Consider the following 25,550-nt stretch of genomic DNA (forward strand, 5'->3'; position numbering starts at 1 on the left):
ACGCATTCATTTTATAAAAGAGGGGCTTCCGGCATGACGATCTACATTTCACCGAATCCCGGCAAGGCTTCCGCCAGCGAGATCGCACTCCGCGCAGCGCAGATCTTGCTGACGCACGGGGCCGCCGTCCTGATGTGCGAAGACCTGCGGGAGAGCTGCAGCACCATGGGCGTTGTCTACCTGCCGCAGAAGGACTGCCTGGAGCGTGCCGATGTGATCCTGACCATCGGCGGCGACGGTACCATTTTGCACGAGGCCAATCTCTCGCTGCAGTACGCAAAGCCGATTTTGGGCATCAACCTGGGCCGCTGCGGTTTTCTGGCTACCTGTGAGATCAGCGAGATGGAAGCAAAGCTCTCCGCCGTGGCCCGGGGCGAATTCAGCCTGGACAACCGGATGCTCCTTTTCGTCCGGGTGCTGGGGCACGATGGCTGGGAGGGCCACGCCCTGAACGATGTCGTGGTCACGAAGGGCCGCCTGCAGCAGGCCATCGACTTCAGCATTTACTGCGACGACATTCTCGTGGAGCACTACCGCGGTGACGGCGTGATCGTCGCCACACCCACCGGTTCCACCGCCTATTCACTGGCGGCGGGCGGTCCCATCCTGGATTCCCAGACAAAGGGCGTTGTGGTCACGCCGATCTGCCCCCACAGCCTGGCCAGCCCGGCCATGGTCTTTGCACAGGAACGCAAATTGAACATCTGCGTGGGGCAGGTGGCAGACGATGAGGTTTTCATCAGCTGCGACGGTGCGGCCGGTTTCCCGCTCAAGGCCGGTGCCACGGCAGAGGTGCGGCTCTCCGATCAGGTGGTAAAGCTGATCACCTTCGGCAAGGCCGATCAGTTCCAGGCCATCGACCAGAAGCTGCGGAGCAGACGATAACAGGGGAGGCGATTTTTATGGCGCGCAGCCGTAAAGAAGATGCAAAGAGCAAGGGGGACCGCCTGCAGGCGATTCTTCGGCTCGTACAGGAGTATCCCATCAGCCGGCAGGAGGTCCTTCTGGATCACCTCCGCAGGGAAGGCTTCGAGGTGACGCAGGCCACGATCTCCCGCGATATCCGGGAGCTGTGCCTGGTGAAGGCAGCCACCGCAGAGGGCTACCGGTATGTTTCCAGCCGGAGCGAAGGGTTCAACCCCAAAACGCAGAGCCGCTTTGAAACGATCTTTCACGAGTCGGTGCTGGGGGTGGATTATGCCGGGCATGTGGTGCTGGTGAAGTGCTACTCCGGCATGGCAAATGCTGCGTGCGAGGTTTTTGACGCATTGCAGTGGAAAAATGTTGTCGGAACGCTTTCCGGCGATGACACGTTTTTGATCGTTGCCCGCTCGGAGCGCGATGCGAAAACCATCTGCTCGGAGCTGACGCGGCACATCGGACAGAAATGATATGCGGGAGAGAGGAACATGCTGAGCAGCCTGCAAATTGAAAATGTTGCCGTCATCCAGAAGGCAGAGGTCCACTTCCAGCCGGGCCTGAATGTGCTCACCGGCGAAACGGGTGCGGGCAAATCCATCCTGATCGACTCCATCAACGCGATCCTCGGCAACCGCACCTCCAAGGACCTGGTGCGCACCGGTGCTGCCAAGGCCGTGATCCGCGCGGCATTCGAGCAGGTGCCGGATGCCGTTCTGGACAGCCTGGAAAAGGCCGGGTACGAGCGCTCGGATGCGCTGATGCTCAGCCGCGAGATCACCGCCGAAGGCAAAAGCAGCTGCCGCATCAACGGAATGCCCGCCACGGCTGCCGTGCTGCGGGAGCTGTGCGGCGGGCTGATCAACATCAACGGCCAGCACGACTCGGTGGGCCTGCTGAACCCGGCGCGCCACCTGGGCATTCTGGATGACTATGCGCAGAACGACGTGCAGTTCCAGGAATATTATGCGCTGTATCGGGAACTTGTGCGCATCAAGCGCGAGCTGGATGCCATGATCACCGACGAGGCGGAAAAGCAGCGGCGGGTCGACCTGCTGAGCTATCAGGTGCAGGAGATCGAGAATGCGGCGCTGACCGCAGGCGAGGAGCAGACGCTGGAAAGCCGCCGCAGGGTGCTGGCGAATGCCTCCACCATCCGGGACCGCATCGCCCAGTGCTACGCGCTGCTTTCCGGCGGTGACGAGGCGGCCGGTGCGGTGGACCTTCTGGGCGAAGCTTCCAACGCGGCTTCGGACGCCGCGCAGCTGGACGAGGCGCTTTCCGGCGCAGCCGGTCAGCTGACAGACCTTTATTATACGGCCAAAGACGTCGCGGCTGACCTGGTCGGGCGGCTGGATGCCTACGAGACGAACGACGCCGAGCTGGACGAGATCGAGCAGCGGCTGGACCTGCTCTACAAGCTCAAGCGCAAGTATGGCGACACCGTCGAGGATGTGATCGCATTCGGCCAGAAGGCCCGCGAGGAGCTGCAGAACATTCAGACTTCCCAGGAACGCTACGACCACCTGCAGGCGGAAAAGCGCCGCCTGTATGCGCAGGCACGCGAGAAGGCCGAAGTGCTGACCCAGACCCGCCTGCGCGCCTTTGAAGAATTGAACAAGCGCATCTCCGGCACGTTGGACTTCCTGAACATGCCCGGCGTGCGCATGACGCTGCGCCACACCCGCGGCCCGCTGGCCAGCCACGGCCAGGACGGCATCGAGTTCTATATCTCCACAAACCCTGGCGAAGCGCCGAAGCCGCTGGCCAAGATCGCGTCCGGCGGCGAGCTGAGCCGCATCACCCTGGCCATCAAAAATGCGATGGCCGATAAGGACGCCGTGCCCACCGTGATCTACGACGAGATCGACAGCGGCGTTTCCGGCAAGGCAGCCAGCCGCATCGGCGAAGTGCTGCGCCAGAGTGCGCAGGGGCACCAGATTTTGTGCATCACCCACACGGCTCAGATCGCAGCGCTGGCGGACTGCCACCTGCTCATCCAGAAGAATGTGGAGAACGACCGCACCTATACCGAGATCCACCCGCTGGATACGGAGGGCCGCGTGGAAGCGCTGGCCCGGCTGGTCTCCGGCGACCACGTCACCGAGCTTTCCCGCGCAAATGCGCGCGAAATGCTGCAGGAGCGAAGCAAGGCTTGACAAGGCCGTTTTGTTGTGATAAAGTAGTTCTCGTTAATAGCGATGAAGGGAACAAGTACCCTGTAGCGTTCTGCCCAGAGAAACCCCGGCTGGTGAAAGGGGCCGCAGAGCAGCAGGCGAAATACCTCCCGGAGCTGCAGGCCGAATGCCGCTTGGCTAGTAGGCTGTGCCGCGTGCGAGCGTTACAAACGCAGGAGTGTCACTCTACTCTGGGGTGCGCACTCGTGAGGCCGCTTCCGTGAGGGGGCGGCAAACAGAGGTGGTACCGCGAATTTTCTCGCCCTCTGCCAAATTCATTTTTGGCAGGGGGCGTTTTGTTTCCCTCTGCCCCACACAACAGGAGGAAAAACTTATGACTCTGTACGAAGAACTCCAGGCCCGCGGTCTGGTGGCCCAGATCACCGATGACGAGATCATCGACCTCATCAACAACGGCAAGGCTACCTTCTACATCGGCTTTGACTGCACCGCCGACAGCCTGACCGCTGGTCACTTCATGGCCCTGACCCTGATGAAGCGCCTGCAGATGGCGGGCAACAAGCCCATCGCCCTGATCGGCGGCGGCACCACCATGATCGGCGACCCTTCTGGCCGCACCGACATGCGCAAGATGCTCACCAAGGAGGACATCGCCCACAATGCCGCCTGCTTCAAGAAGCAGATGGAGAAGTTCATTGATTTCTCCGACGGCAAGGCTCTGATGCTGAACAATGCCGACTGGCTGCTGAACCTGAACTATGTGGAACTGCTGCGTGACGTGGGTGCCTGCTTCTCGGTGAACAACATGCTGCGCGCCAAGTGCTACGAACAGCGCATGGAGAAGGGCCTGTCCTTCCTGGAATTCAACTACATGATCATGCAGAGCTACGACTTCTACTACATGTTCCAGCACTACGGCTGCAACATGCAGTTCGGTGGCGACGACCAGTGGAGCAACATGCTGGGCGGCACCGAGCTGATCCGCCGCAAGCTGGGCAAGGACGCCTACGCTATGACCATCACTCTGCTGACCGATTCCCAGGGCAAGAAGATGGGCAAGACCGCCGGCAATGCCGTCTGGCTGGACCCCAACAAGACCAGCCCCTTCGAGTTCTACCAGTACTGGCGCAATGTGGGTGATGCCGATGTGATGAAGTGCATCCGCATGCTCACCTTCCTGCCGCTGGAGCAGATCGACGAGATGAGCACCTGGAAGGACCAGCGCCTGAACGAGGCCAAGGAGATCCTGGCTTACGAGCTGACCAGCATGGTCCACGGCAAGGAAGAAGCCGAAAAGGCACAGAACGCTGCCCGTGCTCTGTTCAGCGGCAGCGCCATGGACACCGAGCATATGCCCAGCACCCAGCTGACCGAAGCCGACCTGACCGACGGCTCCATCGGCATCCTGACCCTGATGGTCAAGGCCGGTCTGGCAGCCTCCAACGGCGAAGCCCGCCGTCTGGTGGTGCAGGGCGGCGTCCTGGCCGATGGCGAAAAGGTGGCAGCACCCTCTGTCAGCTTCACCGCAGAGCAGCTGAAGAAGGGCATCGTCATCAAGAAGGGCAAGAAGGTCTACCACAAGGTCACGCTGTAAAACGGGAACGCCCGATAAGCAAAAAAGGAACTGCTGACATCTTGTCAGCAGTTCCTTTTTCTGTATAAGCGCAGTTATTTCTGCAGGTCGTGCAGCTTTTCGGCGGGGAGCTTCTGGCTCAAAAATTCCCAGGCGGCATCCAGCCGGTCGTTCATCAGGTAGGCTTTGCCAGGCTCTACATAAATATAAACGGCGTTCTGGGTGCGGTAGGCACAATGGATGCCGTCCCACGCATGGCGTTCGGTTGGCTCTGCCTTGTCCTGGCTGCCCACCATCCAGATGGAAAAGGCGTCATCGGCCAGCTCCAGCCGGTAGAACGGGCGGGGGAAGTGCATCTTCTTCACCTGCTGGGCAAGGCTGTAGAAGTAAGCGCCGAAGTAGCTGGCCGGCAGGCCGATGCCGACAAGGGCCAGCACAACGGTCAGCAGAGCGGCACCGGGGCGCTTGCCGATCTGTGAAAGGCAGACACCGGCAAACGCCAGCATGATGACGGCAAAGATCGTGGGCCGCACCCAGCTTTTGCGGTGGTGGAACACATCGAACACGGCAAAATCGCGGAAGCCCTGGGCGTCCATCTGGATGGAGACCGAGATGGGCTGCGCGGAGATCGTCTGGGACATAAAGTCGCCTCCTTTTTCTATCATGGAAATGGTATCACATTTGCCGCAGTTAGGCAAGGGCAGAGCGCCGCACAGACCGACTTTTCTTAAAAAGTGCTGAAAAAGCCGAAATTTCCTCTTGCATTCTTTTGAAATCGTGCTATAATAGTAAGGCAATCGTTTCCAAGGCCGCTCGACGGGGTAGCCGATATTGAAGGTTGTGATGGGCACATACATTTATAATATGGCCCCGAACGTCAGAACCAGAAATGAGGTGAAAAGAATGAAACAGGGTATCCATCCGAACTACGTTGACTGCACCATCACCTGCGCATGCGGCAACGTCATCAAGACTCGTTCCACCAAGCCTGAGATCCACGTCGAAGTTTGCTCCAAGTGCCATCCTTTCTACACTGGCAAGCAGAAGCTGGTTGACTCCGGCGGACGTGTTGAGCGCTTCAACAAGCGTTTCGGCCGTAAGTAATTATGGTTTTTCGCGCTGTCTCCTTCGGGAGGCAGCGTTTTTGTTTTGTCGGCAGAAGAAAGCACTGCTTTTTATAATTCTTAAGAAATCTTTTTGCATTGCCGCACAGGATTGACTTAGAAATTACACATTTTCCATCTAAAATATACCAGCATGAATCCGAAAGCTGTTTTGCGCCCGGGGCTGCTCCGGCGGGAAAGGCGGCTTTCCGAAACGAAGGAGCGTTTGCTGTGATCGAAGTTTCTCATCTGAGCAAAAAATACGGCACCCGCCCAGCCATTGAAGATCTGTCCTTCACGGTGGGGGATGGGCAGATTTTTGGTCTGCTGGGGCCGAATGGTGCGGGCAAATCCACCATCATGAACATCCTCACCGGCTACCTTGCGCCCACCTCGGGTGAGGTGAAGGTGGCGGGCTTCAGCCTGCCGGAAGAAGCCCAGCAGGCCAAGGCCTGTGTGGGCTACCTGCCCGAGCAGCCGCCGCTTTACCCGGAGATGACCGTACAGGAATATCTGGATTTTGCAGCGGAACTGAAGGGCGTCAAAAAGAAGGCTGAGCGCAAAGAACAGGTGCTGAAAGCTGCCCGCCGCACCGGGCTGGAAGATGTGCTGCCCCGGCTCATCCGCAGCCTGTCCAAGGGTTATCGCCAGCGCGTGGGCATTGCGCAGGCGCTGCTGGGCAGCCCGAAGCTCATCATTCTGGATGAGCCCACCGTTGGCCTGGACCCGGCGCAGGTCATCGGCATCCGCAAGCTGATCCAGGAACTGGGCCGGACCCACACGGTCATCCTGTCCAGCCACATCCTCAGCGAGGTGCAGGCCGTGTGCAGCCAGGTGCTGATCCTTTCCAAGGGCCGTCTGGTGGCTGTGGGTGCCCCGGATGCGCTGGGGGACAGCTTCGACACCAGCAGCTGCCTGCGGGTCACGGTGCTGGGTGACGGCAAGGCGGTGCTGCGGGCCGTGGGTGCTGTGCCGGGCATCTGCAAGGCAGAGATCGTGAGCGAAAGCGATGGCCAGGTGACCTTCACGGCCGAGAGCAGGGATTCGACCGACCACCGCGCCGCTGTGTCCCGCGCCCTCACGAAGGCGGGCTGCACGGTGCTGGAGCTGACGGCCGAGAGCCGCTCGCTGGAGGACGTGTTCCTTGCCCTGACCGAGCGCGGCCCCGCCCAGACGACAGAAGGGGAGGAAGAAGACGAATGATCGCGATTTTCAAACGTGAGGTCCGCAGCTGCTTCCACGGCATGATCGGTTTTGTGCTCACAGCCTTCATGCTGGCGGCTGCGGCCATCTATTTTGTGGCACTGAACCTGGGCTACGGCCTGACGGACTTTGGCTATTATACGCTGTGCCGAACCATCTTTGTGCTGCTTTTGTATATCCCGGTGCTGACGATGCGCTCCTTTGCTGAGGAGCGCCGCACCCGCACCGATCAGCTTCTGCTCACGAGTCCGGTGTCCGTGTGGGGCATCGTGCTGGGCAAATTCTTTGCGCTGTGCGTCATCTTTGCGCTGCCCTGCATCGCAGACGCCGTCATGATCCTTGTGCTGGCGGCGCTGGGTGCCACCGGCACAGCGACGCTGGCAAACTTTGCAGCGCTGCTGTGCTATTACCTTATGGGCTGCGCGGCCATCGCCATCGGCGTGTTCCTGTCCAGCCTGACCGAGAACCAGATCATTGCAGCCGTGGCAGGCATTGCCGCCCTGCTGGTGGCCTACATGATGCCCAGCCTGCGCAACCTGTTCACGACGGGCAGCGCCGTGGCGCTGGCGCTGTTCACGGTCATTGCGGCTGTGCTCAGCGTGGCGGCCGGGCTGCGCACCCGCAGCTTCACGCTGGGGTGCCTGCTGTTCGCGGGCTGCTGCGTGGCGCTGACAGCACTGTTCCTGCTGCAGAGCAGCTGGCTGACCGAGGCCTTCAGCGCCGTGCTCAGCGGGCTGTGCCTGTTCAGCCCCTTTGAGGAATTCGTCAACAGCAGCTTTTCCATCCCGACGCTGGTCTACTATCTGACCGTCACCGTTCTGTTCCTGTTCTTCACGGCACAGGGGCTGGAAAAGCGCCGCTGGAACTGAGAGGAGGGAACCAACATGAAAAAGTTTAAGCTGACTTCCTCTGCAAACGGCAAGGTGTTCCGCAGCGGCGTGTACTCCACGGCCATTCTGGCAGCGGCCATCGTGCTGGCGGTACTGCTGAACCTGCTGGTGGGTGCACTGCCGAAAAAATATACCGAGTTCGATCTTTCCGAAGCCAAGATGTATACTCTCGGCGACAGCTCCAAAAAGCTGGTGCAGAGCCTTGACCAGGACGTGACGGTCTACTATCTGTGCGAGACCGGCAGCGAGGACGCCATCCTCACCAAGCTGCTGGACCACTACGCCGACGAGAGCAGCCACTTCCGCTGGGAGCAGAAGGACCCGGCCATCTACCCGACCTTTGCGGCCCAGTATGGTGCATCCGATGTCTCCACCGGCAGCCTGATCGTGGTGAGCGGGGAGAACAACGTGGTGCTGGACGCTGCCGACCTCTACGAATATGACTACTCCGATTACTACACCACCGGTTCTGCCAACGTGACCTTCGGCGGCGAAAAGCAGATCACCTCGGCCATCTACAAGCTGACGGCAGCCGAGGAGACCCACGCCTACTACACCACGAACCACGGCGAACAGGCGCTGACTTCCTCGCTGACCGAAGCGCTGGAAGCCCAGAACATCACGGCCCAGCCGCTGGACCTGCTCACCAGCACCATCCCCGACGACTGCGACCTGCTCATCATCAATGATCCCACCTCGGATTTTGCCTCTGACGGCCTGGTGGATGAGATCTCCCAGCTGCAGACCTACCTGGAGAACGGCGGCAGGGTGCTGCTCACCACAAACGGCTACGACGAGACGCCGAATCTGGACGCCGTTATGGCGCAGTTCGGCCTTGCCCGGGAAGCGGGCCTTGTGGTGGAAGGCGACAGCAGCCATGCCCTGTACGGCTCCCCGTACTCGCTGTTCCCGGACTACGGCACCACCGACGAAAGCACCGCGCTGGACGGCGTGAACCGCAGTACCCATGTGATGCTGTCGGTGGCGCAGGGCATCACCGTCACCGAGACCGACGGTGTGACGGCCGAATCCCTGCTGAACACCTCGGAGGACGCTTACAGCAAGCTGAATTTCGACACAAGCTCCACCACCGCAAAAGAGGACGGCGACACCGACGGCCCCTTCTCGCTGGCGGTGTGGGCCCGCAAGGATGACACCGGTGCCGAGGTAATCTGGATCGGCTGCCCCAACATGGACAACGAACAGCTGTATCAATCCATCCCGGGCAACCTGACCTTCCTGCAGGGCTGCGCGGCTTCCATGGTGGGGCAGGATATCCTCATCGACACCAAGGCACTGGAAGCTTCGCCCATCACCATTCCGGCTTCCACCGCCACAACGCTGGGGCTGGTGTTCGTCTTTGTGCTGCCCGCGGCAGTGCTCATTGCGGGCGCCGTGGTGGTGCTGCTGCGCCGCCGCAAGTAAGGAGGCAGCCGCATGAAAACAAAACAGCGCACCCTTGCCGTTCTTCTGCTGCTGGCGCTTCTCCTCGGCGGGCTGCTATGGCTCGTCACCCGCAGCAATGCTGCGGAAGAAGCCGCGTCCAGTGCCGCCGCAGAAGGCACCATCCCGCTTTCCAACTTTGCCATCGGGGACCTGGAACAGCTGCAGTATATCTACGGCGGTGAGACCATCACCCTGAACTACGACTCCGGCAGCTGGACGCTGGCCGACGACCCGGACTATCATCTGGACGCTTCCGCCTGCAACACCATGGCGACGGCGCTGGCATCGCTGAACGCCAAACGCCAGCTCACGGCTGAGACTGGCGAGGATTATGGTCTGACCGACCCGGCCGTTACCGTGACGGTTACCGCAAACGGCCAGACCAGCACGTTTGCGTTTGGCACTGAGAACCCGGTCACCGGGGACATGTATGTGCAAAAGGAAGGTGACGACGCCATCTACACCGTGTCCGGCAACAAGGCCGCCTGTTTTGAGCTGACCAAAGCCGACCTGTTCGGGGCCTTCAACCCGGCGGGGCTGACCGCCTCGGCACTGGAAAGTGTCTCCATTACCACGAACAGCGGCATCCTCTCGCTGAACGCCGTCTCGGAGCCGGTGGAAACGGAAAGCAGTTCGGAAGATGCTTCTTCCGAAAGCTCTGCGGACTCGGCAGAATACCAGACTGTCTGGCGTCTTGCGGATGAGCCGGATGCCGCACTGGACGAGACAAAAGTGCAGAGCATCCTCTCAGCCCTCAGCAGCTATGTCTCGGCACAGGTGACGGATGCGGACCCGTCTGCCTACGGCTTTGATGCACCGCTTGCCACCGTGCAGGCCGCCACCGCCGACGGCACCGTGACCCTGCGCTATGCCAGCAATGCCGACGGCTGCTGGCTGATGACAGAAGGGGACAGCTCCGTGTATGCCGTGGACCTCAGCACCGTGCAGGCCCTTCTGACAACGGCCGACCAGCTCAAAACGGAATAAAATGCCAACATGCGCCGCATGCGGAAAGCCCGCTGCGGCGCATGTTTTTTTGTTGCTTTGCGTAAAGTTTCGGCAAACATCGGCAGAGTGATTGACATTTCAGCAAAGATTGATTAAGATAGACGAGACAGGGCAGAATAACTGCGCAATATTTTACGGTCGTCATGGATGTTGTGCGGGGCTGGGTCACCCTGATGCGGGAGAAGGATGGGGCAAAGACCCTGTCTTTTTTCGTATCTGAGTTACAAGGAGGATATAGTAAAAAATGGACAACTCGGTGATCGTTTCACTGCGGGATATCGTGGTGGAATTTGATGGTCAGCGCATTCTGGATGGGCTGAACCTCGACATCCATGACAAAGAGTTTGTGACGCTGCTGGGTTCCTCCGGCTGCGGCAAAACCACCACCCTGCGCCTGATCGCAGGTTTTCTGGAGCCGAACTCCGGCAAGGTGCTGCTGAAAGGCGAAGACATCACCGGCGTGCCGCCCTACAAGCGCCCGGTGAATACCGTCTTCCAGAAGTATGCACTGTTCCCGCACCTGAACGTGTTCGAGAACGTGGCCTTCGGCCTGCGCCTGAAGAAGATGGACGAAGAAACCATCCGCCGCAAGGTGCGTGACATGCTGGAAGTCGTGGGCCTGAAGGGGTTCGAGCGCCGCAGCATCAGCCAGATGTCCGGCGGCCAGCAGCAGCGCGTGGCCATCGCCCGCAGTCTGGTCAACGAGCCGGAGATCCTGCTGCTGGATGAGCCCCTGGGTGCTTTGGACCTGAAGCTGCGCAAGGAGATGCAGCTGGAGCTCAAACGTCTGCAGCGCGAGATGAACATCACCTTTATCTATGTCACCCACGATCAGGAAGAAGCCCTGACCATGTCCGACACGGTCGTGGTCATGAACGGCGGCAAGGTGCAGCAGATCGGCACGCCCGAGGACATCTACAACGAGCCGAAGAATGCCTTCGTGGCCGACTTCATCGGCGATTCCAACATCGTGGACGGCGTGATGCACAAGGACTTCCTGGTGTCCTTCTCCGGTGTGGACTTTCCCTGTGTGGACCGCGGCTTTGCCCGCGAGCAGAGCGTGCAGGTCGTTGTGCGCCCGGAGGACATCGAGGTGGTCTCTCCGGTAGAGGGCCAGCTGGTTGGTGTCGTGAACGATGTCATTTTCAAGGGTGTCCACTTCGAGATGCATGTGGACTGCGAGGGCCGCGAGTGGCTCATCCACTCCACCCGCGCCTGCACGCCCGGTGAGACCATTGGTATGCGCATCGGCCCCAACGAGATCCATATCATGGCGCGTTCGGAGGGGTGAGCCGCGATGATGAAGATTTATGATAAGAAGCTGGCCTATCCCTACTTTGTATGGATGGTGCTGTTCACGGTGGTGCCGCTCATCATCGTGGTGTACTATGCCTTCACCGATGGCAACGGTGCCTTCACGCTGGATAACCTCACCTCCATCAGCGGCTACGGCTCGGTGTTTGCCCGCAGTCTGCTGCTGGCCCTCATTGCCACGGTCATCTGTCTGGTCATCGCGTTCCCGGTGGGTTATTTCCTCTCCCGTCTGCGGGTGAACAAGCAGCACATCATGCTCATGCTGGTCATGCTGCCCATGTGGATGAACTTTCTGCTGCGCACTTATGCCTGGATGGGCCTGCTCAGCATCAATGGCCCGGTGAACGCCGTGCTGGGCTTCTTTGGTCTCGGACCCTATTCCATGCTGAACACCTCCGGCGCGGTGGTGCTGGGCATGGTGTACAACTATGTGCCCTATATGATCCTGCCGCTCTACACTAGCATGACCAAGATCGACCAGAGCCTTGTGGAAGCGGCGCAGGATCTGGGCGCTTCCACCACCAAGACCCTTGTCCGGGTGCTCATCCCCATGAGCGTGCCCGGCATCAGCACCGGCATCACGATGGTGTTCGTCCCGGCGGTGTCCACCTTCGTCATCAGCCGTATGCTGGGCGGCGGCTCCAACCTGCTCATCGGCGACCTGATCGAGATGCAGTTCCTGGGCAACAGCTACAACCTGAACGTGGGTTCCGCCATGAGCCTTGTGCTGATGATCATCGTGCTGCTGTGCATGAGCTTCACGTCCAGCTTTGATGAAGATGAAATGGAGGGCGTGTCCTGATGAAAACCAAACATCTGCGCCTGATGCAGCGCGTCTACATCATCCTGTTCTTCTGCTTCATGTACCTGCCCATTGCGTATATGATCGTGTTCAGCTTCAACCAGTCCAAGGGTTACTCGCTGTTCACCGGCTTCACCCTCAAATGGTATTCCAGCCTGCTGCACAATTCCTCCATCCTGAGTGCGCTGCGCGTCTCGCTGGAAGTGGCCCTGCTGTCGGCGGTCGTCGCCACGGTGCTGGGCACGGCGGCGTCTCTGGGCATCGCGTCCATGGGCCGCAAGAGCCGCCTTGTGGTCACCAATATCACCTATATCCCGGTGGTCAACCCGGAGATCATCACCGGCATTTCGCTCATGCTGCTGTTCGTGGCTTACCAGCGCTTTGCCGATGGCGTTTCCTGGCTGCCGGACACCATCATAGGCTTTCCGACGCTGCTCATTGCGCACATCGCGTTCAATGTGCCTTACGTTATTTTTAACGTCAGCCCCAAGCTCAAGCAGCTGGATATCAAGCTGTATGAGGCAGCGCTCGACCTGGGCTGCGACCCGAAGCAGGCATTCTTCAAGGTCATCCTGCCGGAGATCAGCCCGGCCATCCTGTCGGCCTTCCTGATCTGCCTGACTTATTCCATCGACGATTTCATGATCTCCTATTTCAACTGCGGTACCGTGGAGACCCTGCCCATCGCCATCTACTCCATGACCCGCAAGAAGGTCAGTCCGGAGATCTATGCTCTGTCCACCATCATGTTCGTGGTGATCCTGTGCATCATCCTGATTTCCAATGCGATGGAGAGCCGCAATTACCGCCGCGACCAGAAGGCACTGAGAGGGGAGGGCGTGTGATGAAACGTTTTGCTGTTTTGCTGCTCACGCTGGCTTTGGCGGTGTGCTGCACTCTGCCTGCATTCGCAGCCGGGACCATTGAGGTCAACGAGGATATCTCGGTGTCAGCTGATTATGACTGGACCCGCTTCAAGGGCCAGAATATCACCCTGAACGTCTACAACTGGGGCGAGTATATCTCCAACGGTTCGGACGACAGCGTGGATGTGGTGGCTGCCTTTGAGCAGCTCACGGGCATCAAGGTGAATTACACCACCTTCGATTCCAACGAGTCCATGTATGCCAAGCTCAAATCCGGTGCGGCGGACTACGATGTGGTGATCCCGTCGGATTACATGGTGGCCAAGATGATCGCAGAAGGGATGCTCAAGCCCCTCAACTACGACAACATCCCCAACTTCCAGAAGATCGACGCGGAATACCGCAACCCGGATTACGACCCCCAGAACGCCTATACGGTGCCCTACATGCTGTGCACCACCGGCATCATCTACAACACCACGATGGTGGACAAGGCACCCACCAGCTGGGCGGACCTGTGGGATGAACAGTATGCCGGCAACATCCTGATGTTCAACAACAGCCGCGACGCCTACGCCATTGCGGCCTTCAAGAGCGGCCATGACATCAACCCCCAGTCCACGGAAGAAGTGGACGAGGTGGTGAAAGAGCTCAAGGCTCAGAAGCCGCTGGTGCAGGCCTACGTCATGGATGAGATCTTTGATAAAATGATCGGCGGTGAGGCAGCCGTCGGCGTGTACTACTCCGGCGACGCCATCACCATGATCGACGATAACCCCGACCTTGCCTGGGTGTTCCCGGAGGAGGGCAGTGTGCTGTCGGTGGACTGCATGGCCATCCCCGCCACGAGTGAGCACCAGGAAGCCGCCGAAATGTTCATCAACTTCATGTGTGAGACGGACATCGGCAAGGCAAACGCCGAGTACATCGGCTACACCACTCCTATGGAGTCGGTGCGGGAGGTGCTGGACGAGGACCTGCGCGACAGCGAGATCGCTTATCCGCCGGAAGAACTTGCCGCGAAGGAACGGGTGTTCACCGCTCTGAGCGATGACGTGAACAGCGAGCTGGACGTGAAGTGGAGCGAGATGAAGAGCTACGACGAGGGCGGCAGCAGCCTGCTGTTCCTGTCGCTGCTGGCCGCCATGGTGGCGCTGGCCTGCTTCAACATCTGGCGCAAACTGCGCAAAAAGAGCCGCAACCAGTATTAAACAGACGGCCCCGCCCTCTCGGATCTGCTGCTGCCGCAGACGATGGAGAGAGCGGGGCCTTTTTGAAATCATTTTGGATGGGAAAGGAACATTATGGAACCCAATTTTTACACCGAGACCGCAACGGTGCTCAATGCGGATGCGGACTTCCGCAGCCTGCTCAAGCCCAGCGCCCTGCTGCGCTATGTGGAGCAGGTGTCGGCAGATCATGCCCGGACCTTTGGCATGACCGACCAGTTCTTCAAGGATCACGGCGTAGCCTTTCTGGTGGGCAAACAGGCGCTCAAGTTTGACCGCGTGCCCCAGCGTGCGGAGAAGCTCACCCTGCTCACCCGGGCCGAAGCCAGCAGGCGCGGCTCTGTCAAGCGCATCACCACTGTGACCGACGCCGAAGGCAAACAGGTGGCCATGGTGGACTGCCGCTGGATCGTGGTCAGCCTTGCCGAGAACCGCATCCTGCGGGAGCCGGGCTGGACGGTGGACGGCTTCTGGAACGAAACGGTGGAAGGCGAGCTGCCCCTGCAGCTGCACAAGTGCCGTGAAGGGCTCACCAGCGCAGGGGAGTGGACGGTGCGCTACTCCCAGTGTGATCTGAACGGCCATTTGAACAACGCCTTTTACCTCGATCTCGTCTGCGACGCGCTGCCGCTGGAGGTGGTGCGCAAAGGCCCGGTGACCTTTGCCTCCATCAACTACCATCGTGAGGTGCCGATGGGTGAAACAGTGGAAGTATTCTATGCACCCTCGGCAGAGGGCTGGTACATCATCGGCAAGCATAACGGCCAGACCAGCTTTGAATCTTATCTGGAACTGGGTGAGTAAAAGATGCCTGCCGATGCTTGTCCACAAAAAGTTCAAAAATTATTACAAAGAAATTACAAAAAAGCTATTGCAAAACGATTCCAAAAGAGTTACAATATGGTTACAGCAAGGGCAAGCGGCTCTGCTGAGTGTGAAATCTTTTTCTTCTTGTTTTTAGGGATATCGGGCACGGGGTTCTCCTCCTCCGACTGTTCTCCTTCACAGTTCGTGATCCTGCGTGCCGCACAGGCGGTATCCCGCTTCGTGTGCAAAAAAGCTCGTCCTTTCCGGGACGAGCTTTTTTGCATCTTCTGCCGCCCGGAAAAGGCGAAAAATCGGCTTCCCATGCGGAAAAGTATGACCTTGCGCAATTTTGCTGGGCATTTTGCCTGTTTTTCTGCAAAGGACATTTACAAAGTTTGGCGGGGCGGGGGTTTGTATTCCGGCGGGCTTTGTGGTACAGTATATACAATCAATTTATAAGTGACAAACATGAATCCGATTGATGTTGATGCGTTAAGAGAAAAGGAGTTTGAACATGGCTTATTTCTATGAAGAACCTTCCCGCACTTTCGGTGAATACCTGCTGGTCCCCGGCTATTCCTCCGCTGAGAACGTGCCCACTGCCGTCAGCCTGAAGACCCCGCTGGTCAAGTACCGCAAGGGCGAGGAGGAATGCCCCCTGCAGATGAACATCCCCATGATCAGCGCCATCATGCAGGCTGTTTCCGGCGACAAACTGGCCATCGCGCTGGCACGTCAGGGCGGCGTTTCCTTCATTTATGGCTCGCAGAGCATCGAGAGTGAGGCCGCCATGGTGCGCCGCGTCAAGAGCTACAAGGCCGGTTACGTCGTGTCCGACTCCAATCTGGCACCCACTGCCACCCTGCACGATGTGCTGGAGCTGAAAGCCCGCACCGGCCACTCCACCATTGCCATCACTGCCGACGGCACTCCGGGCGGCAAGCTGCTGGGCATCGTGGCCTCCCGCGATTACCGTGTCAACCACACCCCCGACGACGCACCGGTCACCACCTTCATGACTCCCATCGAAAAGCTGGTCACCGCCCCGGAGAACACCTCTCTGCACGATTGCAACAACATCATCTGGGATAACAAGATCAACACCCTGCCGCTGGTGGATGCCGAGGGCAACCTGAAGTATATCGTCTTCCGCAAGGACTACGACTCCCACAAGAAGAACGTCAACGAGCTGCTGGACAAGAACAAGAGCTATGTCGTCGGTGCCGGCATCAACACCCGTGACTACGCCGAGCGCGTGCCTGCACTGGTGGATGCCGGTGTGGATGTGCTGTGCATCGACTCCTCCGAGGGCTACTCCGAGTGGCAGAGCCGCACCATCAGCTGGATCCGCGAGCACTACGGCGACACCGTCAAGGTCGGTGCCGGCAACGTTGTGGATGCTGAGGGCTTCCGCTTCCTGGCCGAGGCTGGCGCCGACTTCGTGAAGATCGGCATCGGCGGCGGTTCCATCTGCATCACCCGCGAGACCAAGGGCATTGGCCGCGGCCAGGCCACCGCGGTCATCGAGGTGGCAAAGGCCCGCGACGAGTACTACAAGGAGACCGGCATCTATGTGCCCATCTGCTCCGACGGCGGCATCGTCCACGATTACCACATCACCCTGGCGCTGGCCATGGGTGCCGACTTCGTCATGCTGGGCCGCTACTTCGCCCGCTTCGACGAGAGCCCCACGAACAAGGTGCGCATCAACGGCCAGTATATGAAGGAGTACTGGGGCGAAGGCTCCAACCGCGCCCGCAACTGGCAGCGCTATGACCTGGGTGGATCCAGCAAGCTGAGCTTTGAGGAAGGCGTGGACAGCTACGTCCCGTATGCAGGCCCTCTGGCCGACGGCGTGCAGACCACCCTGTACAAGGTCAAGAGCACCATGTGCAACTGCGGTGCGCTCTCCATCCCCGAGCTGCAGCAGAAGGCCAAGCTGACCGTCGTGTCCTCCACCTCCATCGTGGAGGGCGGCAGCCACGATGTCGTGCTGAAAAATGCCACCCCGAACATCATCAACGGTTAAACTGTAACACTGAGAGCCGCCTGTGCCGCCGTGCATGGGCGGCTTTTTTGTCACCAGAATTTTACTTAAACCACTTGAACCGGGCGTCAAATGGTGATATCATGAGGGAAACGCACTGTCAAGACAGAGACGGTGCGCTTCCGACGGAACATCTCCGGTGCGGAAGTCAGACGGCAGGGGAGGAGAAACTCCTGCCGGGTGCAAAAAAGAGAGGATACTATTCATGGACGAAATCAAGGTTGTGCCCTACATTCCGGATGAGGACTACGACAACCCCGCAATGGTCGTTGATTTTTATGAATTCACCATGGCCAACTGCCTGTTCCTGCACGGGTTCAAGGACACGACCCTGGTGTTCGATATGTTCTTCCGCAAGAACCCGGATGATCAGGGCTATTCCATCAGTGCAGGCCAGCGCAAACTGACCCGCTTTCTGCTGAACTATCACTTCAACGCACAGGATATCTGGTGGCTGCGCACCAAGGGCATGAGCGAGGAGTTTTGCGATTACCTGCGCACCTATCAGTGGAAGGGCGATATGTATGCGCTGCCGGAAGGTACCGTGGCTTACCCGCATGTGCAGATGGTGCGCATCGAGTGCGACCTGGTGGGTGCGATCCTAATCGAGACCTATCTGCTGCAGACCATGAACTTCCACAGCCTGATCGCTACCAAGGCCACCCGTGTCACTGGCCTGAACACCCATACGCCCCGCAGCGTCATGGAGTTCGGCACCCGTCGTGCACAGGGCGAGAGCGCCGGCAACGATGGTGCTTATGCGGCCGTTCTGGGCGGCTGCATCGGCACGGCCAACTGCCTGGCCGAGATGAAGTTTGGCGCAGACGTCAAGGCCGTGGGCACCGTAGCACACAGCTTCATCGAGTTCTTCCCGACCGAGTTCGACGCCTTCAAGGCCTTTGCGGATACCTACCCGGATTCGGTCAGCCTGCTGCTGGATACCTATAATATTATGGAGAGCGGCCTGCCCAACCTGATCAAGCTGGACGACTACCTCATTGAGAAATACCCCAACGACCCCAACCGCCGCGTCAAGAGTGCCCGCATCGACTCCGGCGACCTGGCCCGCGGCTCCAAGCGCCTGCGCAAGGCACTGGATGCAGCCGGCAAGCCCTACATCAAGCTGGTGGCGTCCAATGGTCTGGACGAAAAGAAGATCGCTAACATGGAGCTGTACGAGCACGCACACTTCGACTCCTACGGCGTGGGTGAGAACCTCATCACCTCCGCTTCCGATCCCGTGTTCGGCGGCGTGTACAAACTGGTGGCGGTCAAGCAGCCGGACGGCACCTATACCCCCAAGATGAAGTGCTCGGATTCTGCCAGCAAGGCCATCATCCCGGGCAAGAAGATGCCGTGGCGTCTCTACGACGAAAACGGCCAGGCCCAGTGCGACCTGATCGCCATGGACGGCGAGGAAATCGAAGCCGGCAAGCCCATCACGATGGTCAACCTGGATTCGGACGCCATCGAGCGCACCGTGACCATCACCCCCACCAAGGTGAAAAAGCTGCTGGTGCCGCACATTCTGGGCGGCCAGCTGGCCATTGAGCTGCCCTCTATTGCAGAGAAGAAAGCCTACATCGCAAAGCAGCTCACCGAGGAGACCTGGGAGAGCGAGCTGCGCCTGGAGTGCCCGCACAAGCACTATGTGAACATGACCCCGGCTGTGGCTGAGTGCCGTGCCAAGATGTACGCAGAACTGCACGGCGGCAAGGTGTAAAAGCTTTTTCTTGACAAAAAACAAGGCGTATTGTATTATAAGAACTGCCGTTTGAAAAGACGGCAGTTCTTTCTGTGCCGCTGTGGTGAAATTGGCAGACACGAGGGACTTAAAATCCCTTTCTGGAGACAGAGTACGGGTTCGACCCCCGTCGGCGGCATAAAAACAGCTCTCAGCCTGCGCTGAGGGCTGTTTTTATTTTGTACCGGGCAGGAAGCAGCTTACCCAGAGTCCGTCTCTTTCCGTGCTGTTCACGATTCATTTGTAAAAAGTGCTTTTTCTTTCCATGGTTTCATGGTATAATGGTTTGCAGATGCAGCCTTTGGGCCGCAGCCGTGCAGTCAAGCGCACGGCAGGAGAGGGCAGAGAGGACGGTGTACCGCTCTGCCGGGGCAGTGCCCGCAAGATACGGCGGGCGGGAAAATCAAAAAGAGAGGCGAATCGAGATGTTGGATATGATCAAATGCAGCACCGGCGGCGCATACTATGCCCGCGGCGAGTGGGTGCCCGCAGACGGCAATGCAGACGCAGCCCTGGCCGCAAAGGGCTTTGATGCAGCAGCCATCGCAAACGCAAAGACCGGCACCATGGCCTACAGCATTCTGCAGGCCCACAACACCAGCGGCGATGCCGAAAACCTGAAGATCAAGTTTGACGCCATGGCCAGCCATGACATCACCTTTGTGGGTATCATCCAGACGGCCCGCGCGTCTGGTCTGGAGAAATTCCCCATTCCGTATGTGCTCACCAACTGCCACAACAGCCTGTGCGCTGTGGGCGGCACCATCAATGAGGACGACCACCGCTTCGGCCTGTCCGCTGCCAAGAAATACGGCGGCATCTTTGTGCCCCCGCATCTGGCCGTTATCCACCAGTACATGCGCGAGAAGTTCGCGGGCTGCGGCAAGATGATCCTCGGCTCCGACTCTCACACCCGCTACGGCGCACTGGGTACCATGGCCATCGGTGAGGGCGGCGGCGAGCTGGCAAAGCAGCTGCTGGGCCGCACCTATGATGTGGCCCGCCCGGGCGTGGTTGCCATTTACCTCACCGGTTCTCTGCCCGCAGGCTGCGGCCCCCACGATGTGGCCATTGCGCTGGTGGGCAAGCTGTTCAAGAGCGGCTATGTCAAGAACAAGGTCATGGAGTTCGTCGGCCCCGGCATTGCATCCCTGCGTCAGGATACCCGCAACGCCATCGACGCCATGACCACCGAGACCACCTGCCTTTCTTCCATCTGGGAGACCGACGAAACCACCCAGCGTTTCCTCGCTGTGCATGGCCGTGCTGCTGACTACAAGAAGCTGGCCCCGGCAGACCTCGCATATTACGACGGCGTGGTGGAAGTAGACCTTTCTGCCATCCGGCCCATGATCGCGCTGCCCATGCACCCGTCCAACGCCTTTACCATCGAAGAACTGAACGCGAACCTCGAAGACATCCTCCATGCCTGCGAGCAGGATGTGCAGAAGCTGATCGGCCGCAAGGATGTCAGCCTTGACCTGTGCAGCAAGATCGAGAACGGCAGGCTGCGGGTGGATCAGGGCGTCATTGCAGGCTGCGCAGGCGGTTTGTACGACAGCATTTACGAGGCAGCATCCATCCTCAAGGGCCACACCGGCGGCTGCGGCGACTACGCTCTCAGCGTCTACCCCGGCAGCCAGCCCATCATGATGGAACTGGTGCGCACCGGTGTCATCCACGACCTGATGGCCAGCGGTGCCACCATCCGCACGGCCTTCTGCGGCCCCTGCTTCGGCGCAGGCGACGTGCCTGCCAACGGTGCGCTGTCCATCCGCCACACCACCCGCAACTTCCCCAGCCGCGAGGGCTCCAAGCCCGGCAACGGCCAGCTTTCCGGCGTCGCTCTGATGGATGCCCGCAGCATCGCGGCCACCACGGCCAACGGCGGCATCCTGACCCCGGCCACTGACATCGACTACGATCCCACTGTGCCGGAGTACCAGTACGATTCGTCCAGCTACGACACCCGCGTGTATCAGGGCTTCGGCAAGGGTGATTATGACGCTCTGCTCAAGCTGGGCCCCAACATCAAGGACTGGCCCGAGATCGCACCGCTGGGCGACAACCTGCTGCTGAAGGTGGCTTCCTACATCACCGACCCCGTCACCACCACCGACGAGCTGATCCCCTCCGGTGAGACGTCCTCCTTCCGCTCCAACCCGCTGGGTCTGGCCGAGTTCACCCTCAGCCGCAAGGACCCGGAGTACGTCAGCCGTGCCAAGGCCGTGCAGGCCGAGGAGAAGGCCCGCCGCGCAGGCGAGGGCAGTGCTGAGGTGCTGGCCCAGCTGCACAAGGTGCCCGGCTATGAAAACCTGACCTGGGACGATGTGCAGATCGCATCCACCATCTTTGCGGTGAAGCCCGGCGACGGCTCCGCCCGTGAGCAGGCCGCCAGCTGCCAGCGCGTGCTGGGTGCCGGTGCCAATATCGTTACCGAGTACGCCACCAAGCGCTACCGCTCCAACCTGATCAACTGGGGCATGCTGCCGCTGCAGCTGGTGGGCGCAACGCCGTTTGGTCTGGGTGACTATGTGTTCATCCCGGGCGTCCGCGCAGCCCTCAAGGGTGACCTGCAGGATATCAAAGCCTATGTGCTGGGCGACACCGTCAAGGAGTTCAGCCTGTACATGGCCCCGCTGACCGCCGACGAGCGCAAAATTCTGGCCGACGGCTGCCTGATCAATTTCTATAAGCACTAATTGCAATTGCAGACACCCGGCCCTGTTTCTTGACGGGGCCGGGTGTCTTTCATGGAGGTTCAATTTCTATGCCCGGCGATCTTCACAATCATTCCACCTGTTCCGATGGCTCTGTGCCCATCCACCGCCTGCCGCTCATGGCGGCACGGGTTGGTTTGGACACCATGGCCATTTCCGATCACGACACCCTGCTCAGCGTGAACTACTGCTATGAGCACCCCGTGCAGGACGGCGTGCACCTCATCCCGGCCACCGAGCTGACCGGCTACGACCACGAGCACCGCCACCGGGTACACCTGCTGTGCTATTACCCGGACCCGGAAAGCCGCGCGCTGAAAGAGCACTGCGATATCCTGCGCCAGCGCCGCAACGAGTGCGGTCTGCAGAGCGCAAAGGAGATCGAAGCACTGTATCCGCAGTTCCGCACCGAGCAGGCACTGGAATACGCGAAAGACAGCGGGGTACTGTTCAAAAGCGGCATTATGGAAGCGCTGCATCAGCTGGGCCTGTGCGATGCCGTGTACGGCAAGCTGTACAGCTATCTGTTTGGCTGGGAGCCGCGGGGTGTGGTGCTGCATCAGGTAAAGTACCCTTCGGTGCAGGAGGTCATCGCCACGGCAAAAGCTGCCGGCGCGGTGCTGGTGTTCGCGCACCCCACGGTATACAAAAGTATGCCGCTGGTGCGCCAGCTGGCGAAGGAAGGTATCATTGACGGCATTGAGGTGGACCACCCCCGCAACAGCCCTGAAGACAAGGCCGAGTGTGCCGCCCTGTGCGAGCAGTACGGTCTCATTCACACCGGCGGCACCGACTTCCACGGTGCAAACCACAAGGTGCCGCACCCGGTGGGCACCTGCACCACCGCAGACGATCAGGTGGAGCGCATTCTGGAGCTGGCCCGCAAGCGCCGGGGCATCGAAGTGTGACCCGGTCACGTTGACATTTTGCGCCGGAGCACTATAATAAAAAGAAAGCCCGGGGCCCTGTACGCCCGGGCAGGAGAGGTCAAATAAGAGAGGATTTTGAGATATGAAAGAATTCAATTTTCCAAACAGCGGCACCTGTTCGAAGCAGACTAACTTTGTGTTGAACGATGACCACACCATCGAGAGCATGGAGGTCATCGGCGGCTGCAACGGCAACCTGAAGGGCATTTGCAGCATCGTGCGCGGCATGAAGGCCGAGCAGGTCATTGAGCGCTTTGAGGGCGTCAAGTGCGGTTTCCGCAACACCAGCTGCCCGGATCAGATCGCAAAGAACCTGAAAAAGGCTCTGGCCGAAATGAACTAAAATCATCCACAAGAAGGGGATACCGGCAGGTATCTCCTTTTTGTTTTCTCATCCCGACACAAACGACTGATTTTTTCGGCTGCTTTGGGGCTATACTTCTTGTGCAATCATTTTAGCAACAAGGAGCATGCAATGAGCATCTGGGAGAAAATGGGCTTTGGCGGCTATAAGGGCTTCTCGCGGGAGTCGGATCATCTGCTGCGCAGTGCAGTGGAACTGGCCGGGGATCTGGGCTGTGAAAAAGCGGATACCGGCCACCTGCTGCTGGCGATCCTGCAGCAGGACCACGGGGCAGCCGCGCGTTTTCTGGCAAACAAGCAAATTCGCGAACCAGACGTGCGCCGTCAGCTGGCCGAGCGCCGCTGCGGCCCGGCCCTGCATCTGGACCGGAATGCCTTTGCGCCGGACCTGCGCCGCACGATGGACTACGCCATCATTGGGGCCCAGAACGCCCATCTGAACCGCGCCGAACCGGAACATCTGCTCTGCGCCATGCTGGAAGATGACGGCTGCACGGCAGGCCTGCTGCTGGCCTCCATGGGCCTGCAGCTCACCGAGGCCGTGCGGGAATGCCGCCAGCTGTCCGGGCAGTTCATTCTGTCGCCCCAGCCGCGCGTTGCGGCCAGTGTGGCCCGAGGCAGCCGCGCCAGCGATAAATACTGCCGCGACCTCACCCGCAAGGCCGCCGACCGGGAGCTGGACCCGGTGTTCTGCCGGGAAGCGGAGCTGGACCGCATGGTGGAGATCCTGTGCCGCCGCCAGAAGAATAACCCCTGCCTCGTGGGGGAGCCGGGCGTAGGCAAGACGGCACTGGCCGAGGGCCTTGCCCAGCGCATCACCTCGGACCGTGTGCCTCGGGCGCTGAAGGGCCGCCGCCTGCTGGCATTGGATATGGCCAGCCTTGTGGCGGGCACCAAGTACCGCGGCGACTTTGAGGAACGGTTCAAGAACCTTTTGGAAGAACTGGTGCGGGATGGCACGTCCATCCTGTTCGTGGACGAGTTCCACACCATTGTGGGTGCCGGTGCGGCAGAAGGTGCCATCGACGCGGCCAGCATCCTCAAGCCCGTGCTGGCCCGGGGCGAGATACAGGTGATCGGTGCCACCACCAACGAGGAATTCCGCACCCACATCCAGAAAGATGCCGCCCTGGAGCGCCGTTTTGGCCGGGTGCAGGTGGAGGAGCCGACCCCGGAGCAGGCCATGCAGATTCTGGACGGCCTTGCCCCGCGCTATGAGCGCTACCACGGCGTGAAACTGCCGCCGGAAGCACTGCGCGCAGCGGTGGAGCTTTCGGTGCGGTATCTGCCGGGCAAGTGCCTGCCGGATAAGGCCATCGATCTTGTGGACGAAGCCTGCGCGGCGGTGCGCATCCGTGCCGAGCAGTCGGACCGGTCACAGCCGGTGCTCACGCCGGACGACATCGCCCGGGTGGTGGCGCTGGCCAGCGGGGTGCCTGCCGAGCGGGTAGGCGAGCAGGAGCGGGAACGGCTGGATAAGCTGGAAGACCGTCTGAATGCGGAGATCGTCGGGCAGACCCGTGCTGTGGCCGCCGTGGCAGGGGCCATCCGCCGCAGCCGCACCGGCCTTGGCGAGCCGGGCAGGCCCATCGGAGCCATGCTGTTCCTCGGTCCCACCGGCGTGGGCAAGACCGCTCTTGCCCGGGCACTGGCGGTAAGCTGGTTCGGCAGCGAGAAAGCCCTGCTCAAGTTCGACATGTCCGAGTATCAGGAACAGCACACTGCCGCCCGCCTGTTGGGGGCTCCTCCGGGCTATCTCGGCCACGATGAGGGCGGCCAGCTGACCGAAGCGGTACGCCGCCGCCCCTACAGTGTCGTACTGTTTGACGAGATCGAGAAGGCCCATCCGGATATCCAGAACGTCCTTCTGCAAATTCTGGAAGATGGGCAGCTCACCGATTCCATGGGCCGCAAGGCGGATTTCCGCAACACCATCGTGCTGCTCACCTCGAACCTCGGTGCGCGCTTCCTGGCGGGGCAGAGCGCTCCGCTGGGCTTTGCGGCGGGCAGCGAGGCTGTGTTTGAAAAGCAGTCGGCGCAGGCCATCGAAGAAGCGAAAAAGTGGTTCCGGCCAGAGCTCGTGGGCCGTCTGGACGAAATGATCGTGTTCCGCCCGCTGGCAGAGGAAAGCCTGTGCGCCATCACCGAAAAACTGCTTTGCCAGCTGGAAGCGCGGGCGGCCCGCAGCGGCTACCAGCTGCACCACACCCCGCAGGTGGGCCGGGCACTGGCGGCAAAGGCTCACTCAGCCTACGGTGCCCGGGAGCTGCGCCGGGCGGTGGACCGTGCCGTGGAGCAGGCGCTGGCGGACCGCATCGCCTCCGGCGAAGCCAGCACCGGCCAGCACTGGACGGCAGATTGCTCTGCCGATGGCTCCATCGTCCTGCGGGAGGATGCGGCGGCTACGCTATGAGCAGGCCGGCAGAGATCAACGCTGCCCGCGTGAAAGT

At 60.1% G+C, this 25,550-nt stretch carries 22 protein-coding genes, 1 tRNA gene and 1 other annotated feature; of the genes, 22 read left to right on the plus strand and 1 reads right to left on the minus strand.

Annotated elements, in window-relative coordinates; translation table 11 throughout:
• The first annotated feature begins 33 nt into the window (after nt 1–33).
• From CGS49_RS11840 to tyrS, 4 genes are all read left to right on the plus strand, one after another.
• Nucleotides 34–885 (plus strand): NAD(+)/NADH kinase, encoded by an 852-nt coding sequence (locus tag CGS49_RS11840; protein WP_097802004.1) that lies wholly within the window; start codon nt 34–36, stop codon nt 883–885.
• Between the two features lie 17 nt (nt 886–902).
• The gene (locus CGS49_RS11845; RefSeq protein ID WP_097802005.1) at nt 903–1,391 is read left to right on the plus strand and encodes an arginine repressor; all 489 of its coding nucleotides are present in this window, start codon (nt 903–905) and stop codon (nt 1,389–1,391) included.
• Between the two features lie 18 nt (nt 1,392–1,409).
• Nucleotides 1,410–3,077 (plus strand): DNA repair protein RecN, encoded by a 1,668-nt coding sequence (gene recN / locus CGS49_RS11850; protein ID WP_097802006.1) that lies wholly within the window; start codon nt 1,410–1,412, stop codon nt 3,075–3,077.
• 33 nt (nt 3,078–3,110) lie between these two features.
• Nucleotides 3,111–3,365 (plus strand) — a binding site (T-box leader).
• Nucleotides 3,366–3,429: 64 nt separating this feature from the next.
• Nucleotides 3,430–4,650 (plus strand): tyrosine--tRNA ligase, encoded by a 1,221-nt coding sequence (gene tyrS / locus CGS49_RS11855; RefSeq protein WP_097802007.1) that lies wholly within the window; start codon nt 3,430–3,432, stop codon nt 4,648–4,650.
• Nucleotides 4,651–4,724: 74 nt separating this feature from the next.
• On the opposite strand, the gene CGS49_RS11860 is transcribed toward tyrS, so the two are convergent.
• Nucleotides 4,725–5,270: a YcxB family protein gene (locus CGS49_RS11860; protein WP_242975460.1), complete on the minus strand. Its 546-nt coding sequence runs from the start codon at nt 5,268–5,270 to the stop codon at nt 4,725–4,727.
• A gap of 262 nt (nt 5,271–5,532) precedes the next feature.
• On the opposite strand from CGS49_RS11860, the gene rpmE reads away from it, so the two are divergent.
• The 18 genes from rpmE to CGS49_RS11950 all read left to right on the plus strand — a co-directional run bounded on the left by rpmE (nt 5,533) and on the right by CGS49_RS11950 (nt 25,513).
• On the plus strand, nt 5,533–5,733 hold the full coding sequence (gene rpmE, locus CGS49_RS11865) for a 50S ribosomal protein L31 (protein WP_005937210.1): 201 nt from the start codon (nt 5,533–5,535) through the stop codon (nt 5,731–5,733).
• A gap of 230 nt (nt 5,734–5,963) precedes the next feature.
• A complete protein-coding gene (locus CGS49_RS11870; protein ID WP_097802009.1) occupies nt 5,964–6,935 on the plus strand; it encodes an ABC transporter ATP-binding protein in 972 nt (323 codons plus the stop codon).
• On the plus strand, nt 6,932–7,804 hold the full coding sequence (locus CGS49_RS11875; RefSeq protein WP_097802010.1) for an ABC transporter permease: 873 nt from the start codon (nt 6,932–6,934) through the stop codon (nt 7,802–7,804). The genes CGS49_RS11870 and CGS49_RS11875 overlap by 4 nt, the downstream gene beginning before the upstream one ends.
• Before the next feature lie 15 nt (nt 7,805–7,819).
• Entirely contained in the window at nt 7,820–9,250 is a 1,431-nt protein-coding gene (locus CGS49_RS11880; RefSeq protein WP_097802011.1) for a DUF7088 domain-containing protein, read from the plus strand.
• A 12-nt stretch (nt 9,251–9,262) separates the two neighbouring features.
• Entirely contained in the window at nt 9,263–10,258 is a 996-nt protein-coding gene (locus CGS49_RS11885) for a DUF4340 domain-containing protein (protein WP_097802012.1), read from the plus strand.
• Nucleotides 10,259–10,523: 265 nt separating this feature from the next.
• A complete protein-coding gene (gene potA / locus CGS49_RS11890; RefSeq protein WP_097802013.1) occupies nt 10,524–11,570 on the plus strand; it encodes a spermidine/putrescine ABC transporter ATP-binding protein in 1,047 nt (348 codons plus the stop codon).
• A 9-nt stretch (nt 11,571–11,579) separates the two neighbouring features.
• The gene (locus CGS49_RS11895) at nt 11,580–12,395 is read left to right on the plus strand and encodes an ABC transporter permease (RefSeq protein ID WP_097802269.1); all 816 of its coding nucleotides are present in this window, start codon (nt 11,580–11,582) and stop codon (nt 12,393–12,395) included.
• Nucleotides 12,395–13,240, plus strand: coding sequence for an ABC transporter permease (locus tag CGS49_RS11900; RefSeq protein ID WP_097802014.1), 846 nt, complete (start codon nt 12,395–12,397; stop codon nt 13,238–13,240). Before CGS49_RS11895 ends, CGS49_RS11900 begins: the two co-directional genes overlap by 1 nt.
• Entirely contained in the window at nt 13,240–14,472 is a 1,233-nt protein-coding gene (locus CGS49_RS11905) for an ABC transporter substrate-binding protein (protein ID WP_097802015.1), read from the plus strand. Before CGS49_RS11900 ends, CGS49_RS11905 begins: the two co-directional genes overlap by 1 nt.
• A 93-nt stretch (nt 14,473–14,565) precedes the next feature.
• Nucleotides 14,566–15,294, plus strand: a complete 729-nt coding sequence (locus tag CGS49_RS11910) for an acyl-[acyl-carrier-protein] thioesterase (RefSeq protein WP_097802016.1) — start codon at nt 14,566–14,568, stop codon at nt 15,292–15,294.
• A gap of 3 nt (nt 15,295–15,297) precedes the next feature.
• Nucleotides 15,298–15,756: a hypothetical protein gene (locus CGS49_RS14055; RefSeq protein ID WP_143405864.1), complete on the plus strand. Its 459-nt coding sequence runs from the start codon at nt 15,298–15,300 to the stop codon at nt 15,754–15,756.
• 55 nt (nt 15,757–15,811) lie between these two features.
• The gene (locus CGS49_RS11920) at nt 15,812–17,326 is read left to right on the plus strand and encodes an IMP dehydrogenase (protein WP_097802018.1); all 1,515 of its coding nucleotides are present in this window, start codon (nt 15,812–15,814) and stop codon (nt 17,324–17,326) included.
• 223 nt (nt 17,327–17,549) lie between these two features.
• Nucleotides 17,550–19,067 carry a nicotinate phosphoribosyltransferase gene (locus tag CGS49_RS11925; RefSeq protein ID WP_097802019.1) on the plus strand — a complete coding sequence of 506 codons (1,518 nt, stop codon included), beginning with the start codon at nt 17,550–17,552 and terminating at the stop codon, nt 19,065–19,067.
• Nucleotides 19,068–19,143: 76 nt separating this feature from the next.
• Nucleotides 19,144–19,227, plus strand: a tRNA-Leu gene (locus CGS49_RS11930).
• Nucleotides 19,228–19,522: 295 nt separating this feature from the next.
• Complete coding sequence (locus CGS49_RS11935; RefSeq protein ID WP_343215872.1) at nt 19,523–21,790, plus strand: hydratase; 2,268 nt, start codon at nt 19,523–19,525, stop codon at nt 21,788–21,790.
• 68 nt (nt 21,791–21,858) lie between these two features.
• Nucleotides 21,859–22,716 carry a PHP domain-containing protein gene (locus tag CGS49_RS11940; RefSeq protein ID WP_097802021.1) on the plus strand — a complete coding sequence of 286 codons (858 nt, stop codon included), beginning with the start codon at nt 21,859–21,861 and terminating at the stop codon, nt 22,714–22,716.
• Nucleotides 22,717–22,819: 103 nt separating this feature from the next.
• Nucleotides 22,820–23,080 carry a TIGR03905 family TSCPD domain-containing protein gene (locus CGS49_RS11945; RefSeq protein WP_097802022.1) on the plus strand — a complete coding sequence of 87 codons (261 nt, stop codon included), beginning with the start codon at nt 22,820–22,822 and terminating at the stop codon, nt 23,078–23,080.
• 132 nt (nt 23,081–23,212) lie between these two features.
• Nucleotides 23,213–25,513: an ATP-dependent Clp protease ATP-binding subunit gene (locus tag CGS49_RS11950; RefSeq protein ID WP_097802023.1), complete on the plus strand. Its 2,301-nt coding sequence runs from the start codon at nt 23,213–23,215 to the stop codon at nt 25,511–25,513.
• Nucleotides 25,514–25,550 lie beyond the last annotated feature (37 nt).

The sequence above is a fragment of the Faecalibacterium langellae genome (assembly GCF_002549775.1).
GTDB classification, from domain to species: Bacteria; Bacillota; Clostridia; order Oscillospirales; family Ruminococcaceae; genus Faecalibacterium; species Faecalibacterium langellae.

Bases quoted from the DNA above. Each gene is read 5' to 3' on its own strand.
- CGS49_RS11840 (WP_097802004.1), top strand. From the start codon at position 34: ATGACGATCTACATTTCACCGAATCCCGGCAAGGCTTCCGCCAGCGAG.
- CGS49_RS11845 (WP_097802005.1), top strand. From the start codon at position 903: ATGGCGCGCAGCCGTAAAGAAGATGCAAAGAGCAAGGGGGACCGCCTG.
- recN (WP_097802006.1), top strand. From the start codon at position 1,410: ATGCTGAGCAGCCTGCAAATTGAAAATGTTGCCGTCATCCAGAAGGCA.
- tyrS (WP_097802007.1), top strand. From the start codon at position 3,430: ATGACTCTGTACGAAGAACTCCAGGCCCGCGGTCTGGTGGCCCAGATC.
- CGS49_RS11860 (WP_242975460.1), bottom strand. From the start codon at position 5,270: ATGTCCCAGACGATCTCCGCGCAGCCCATCTCGGTCTCCATCCAGATG.
- rpmE (WP_005937210.1), top strand. From the start codon at position 5,533: ATGAAACAGGGTATCCATCCGAACTACGTTGACTGCACCATCACCTGC.
- CGS49_RS11875 (WP_097802010.1), top strand. From the start codon at position 6,932: ATGATCGCGATTTTCAAACGTGAGGTCCGCAGCTGCTTCCACGGCATG.
- CGS49_RS11880 (WP_097802011.1), top strand. From the start codon at position 7,820: ATGAAAAAGTTTAAGCTGACTTCCTCTGCAAACGGCAAGGTGTTCCGC.
- CGS49_RS11885 (WP_097802012.1), top strand. From the start codon at position 9,263: ATGAAAACAAAACAGCGCACCCTTGCCGTTCTTCTGCTGCTGGCGCTT.
- potA (WP_097802013.1), top strand. From the start codon at position 10,524: ATGGACAACTCGGTGATCGTTTCACTGCGGGATATCGTGGTGGAATTT.
- CGS49_RS11895 (WP_097802269.1), top strand. From the start codon at position 11,580: ATGAAGATTTATGATAAGAAGCTGGCCTATCCCTACTTTGTATGGATG.
- CGS49_RS11900 (WP_097802014.1), top strand. From the start codon at position 12,395: ATGAAAACCAAACATCTGCGCCTGATGCAGCGCGTCTACATCATCCTG.
- CGS49_RS11905 (WP_097802015.1), top strand. From the start codon at position 13,240: ATGAAACGTTTTGCTGTTTTGCTGCTCACGCTGGCTTTGGCGGTGTGC.
- CGS49_RS11910 (WP_097802016.1), top strand. From the start codon at position 14,566: ATGGAACCCAATTTTTACACCGAGACCGCAACGGTGCTCAATGCGGAT.
- CGS49_RS14055 (WP_143405864.1), top strand. From the start codon at position 15,298: ATGCCTGCCGATGCTTGTCCACAAAAAGTTCAAAAATTATTACAAAGA.
- CGS49_RS11920 (WP_097802018.1), top strand. From the start codon at position 15,812: ATGGCTTATTTCTATGAAGAACCTTCCCGCACTTTCGGTGAATACCTG.
- CGS49_RS11925 (WP_097802019.1), top strand. From the start codon at position 17,550: ATGGACGAAATCAAGGTTGTGCCCTACATTCCGGATGAGGACTACGAC.
- CGS49_RS11935 (WP_343215872.1), top strand. From the start codon at position 19,523: ATGATCAAATGCAGCACCGGCGGCGCATACTATGCCCGCGGCGAGTGG.
- CGS49_RS11940 (WP_097802021.1), top strand. From the start codon at position 21,859: ATGCCCGGCGATCTTCACAATCATTCCACCTGTTCCGATGGCTCTGTG.
- CGS49_RS11945 (WP_097802022.1), top strand. From the start codon at position 22,820: ATGAAAGAATTCAATTTTCCAAACAGCGGCACCTGTTCGAAGCAGACT.
- CGS49_RS11950 (WP_097802023.1), top strand. From the start codon at position 23,213: ATGAGCATCTGGGAGAAAATGGGCTTTGGCGGCTATAAGGGCTTCTCG.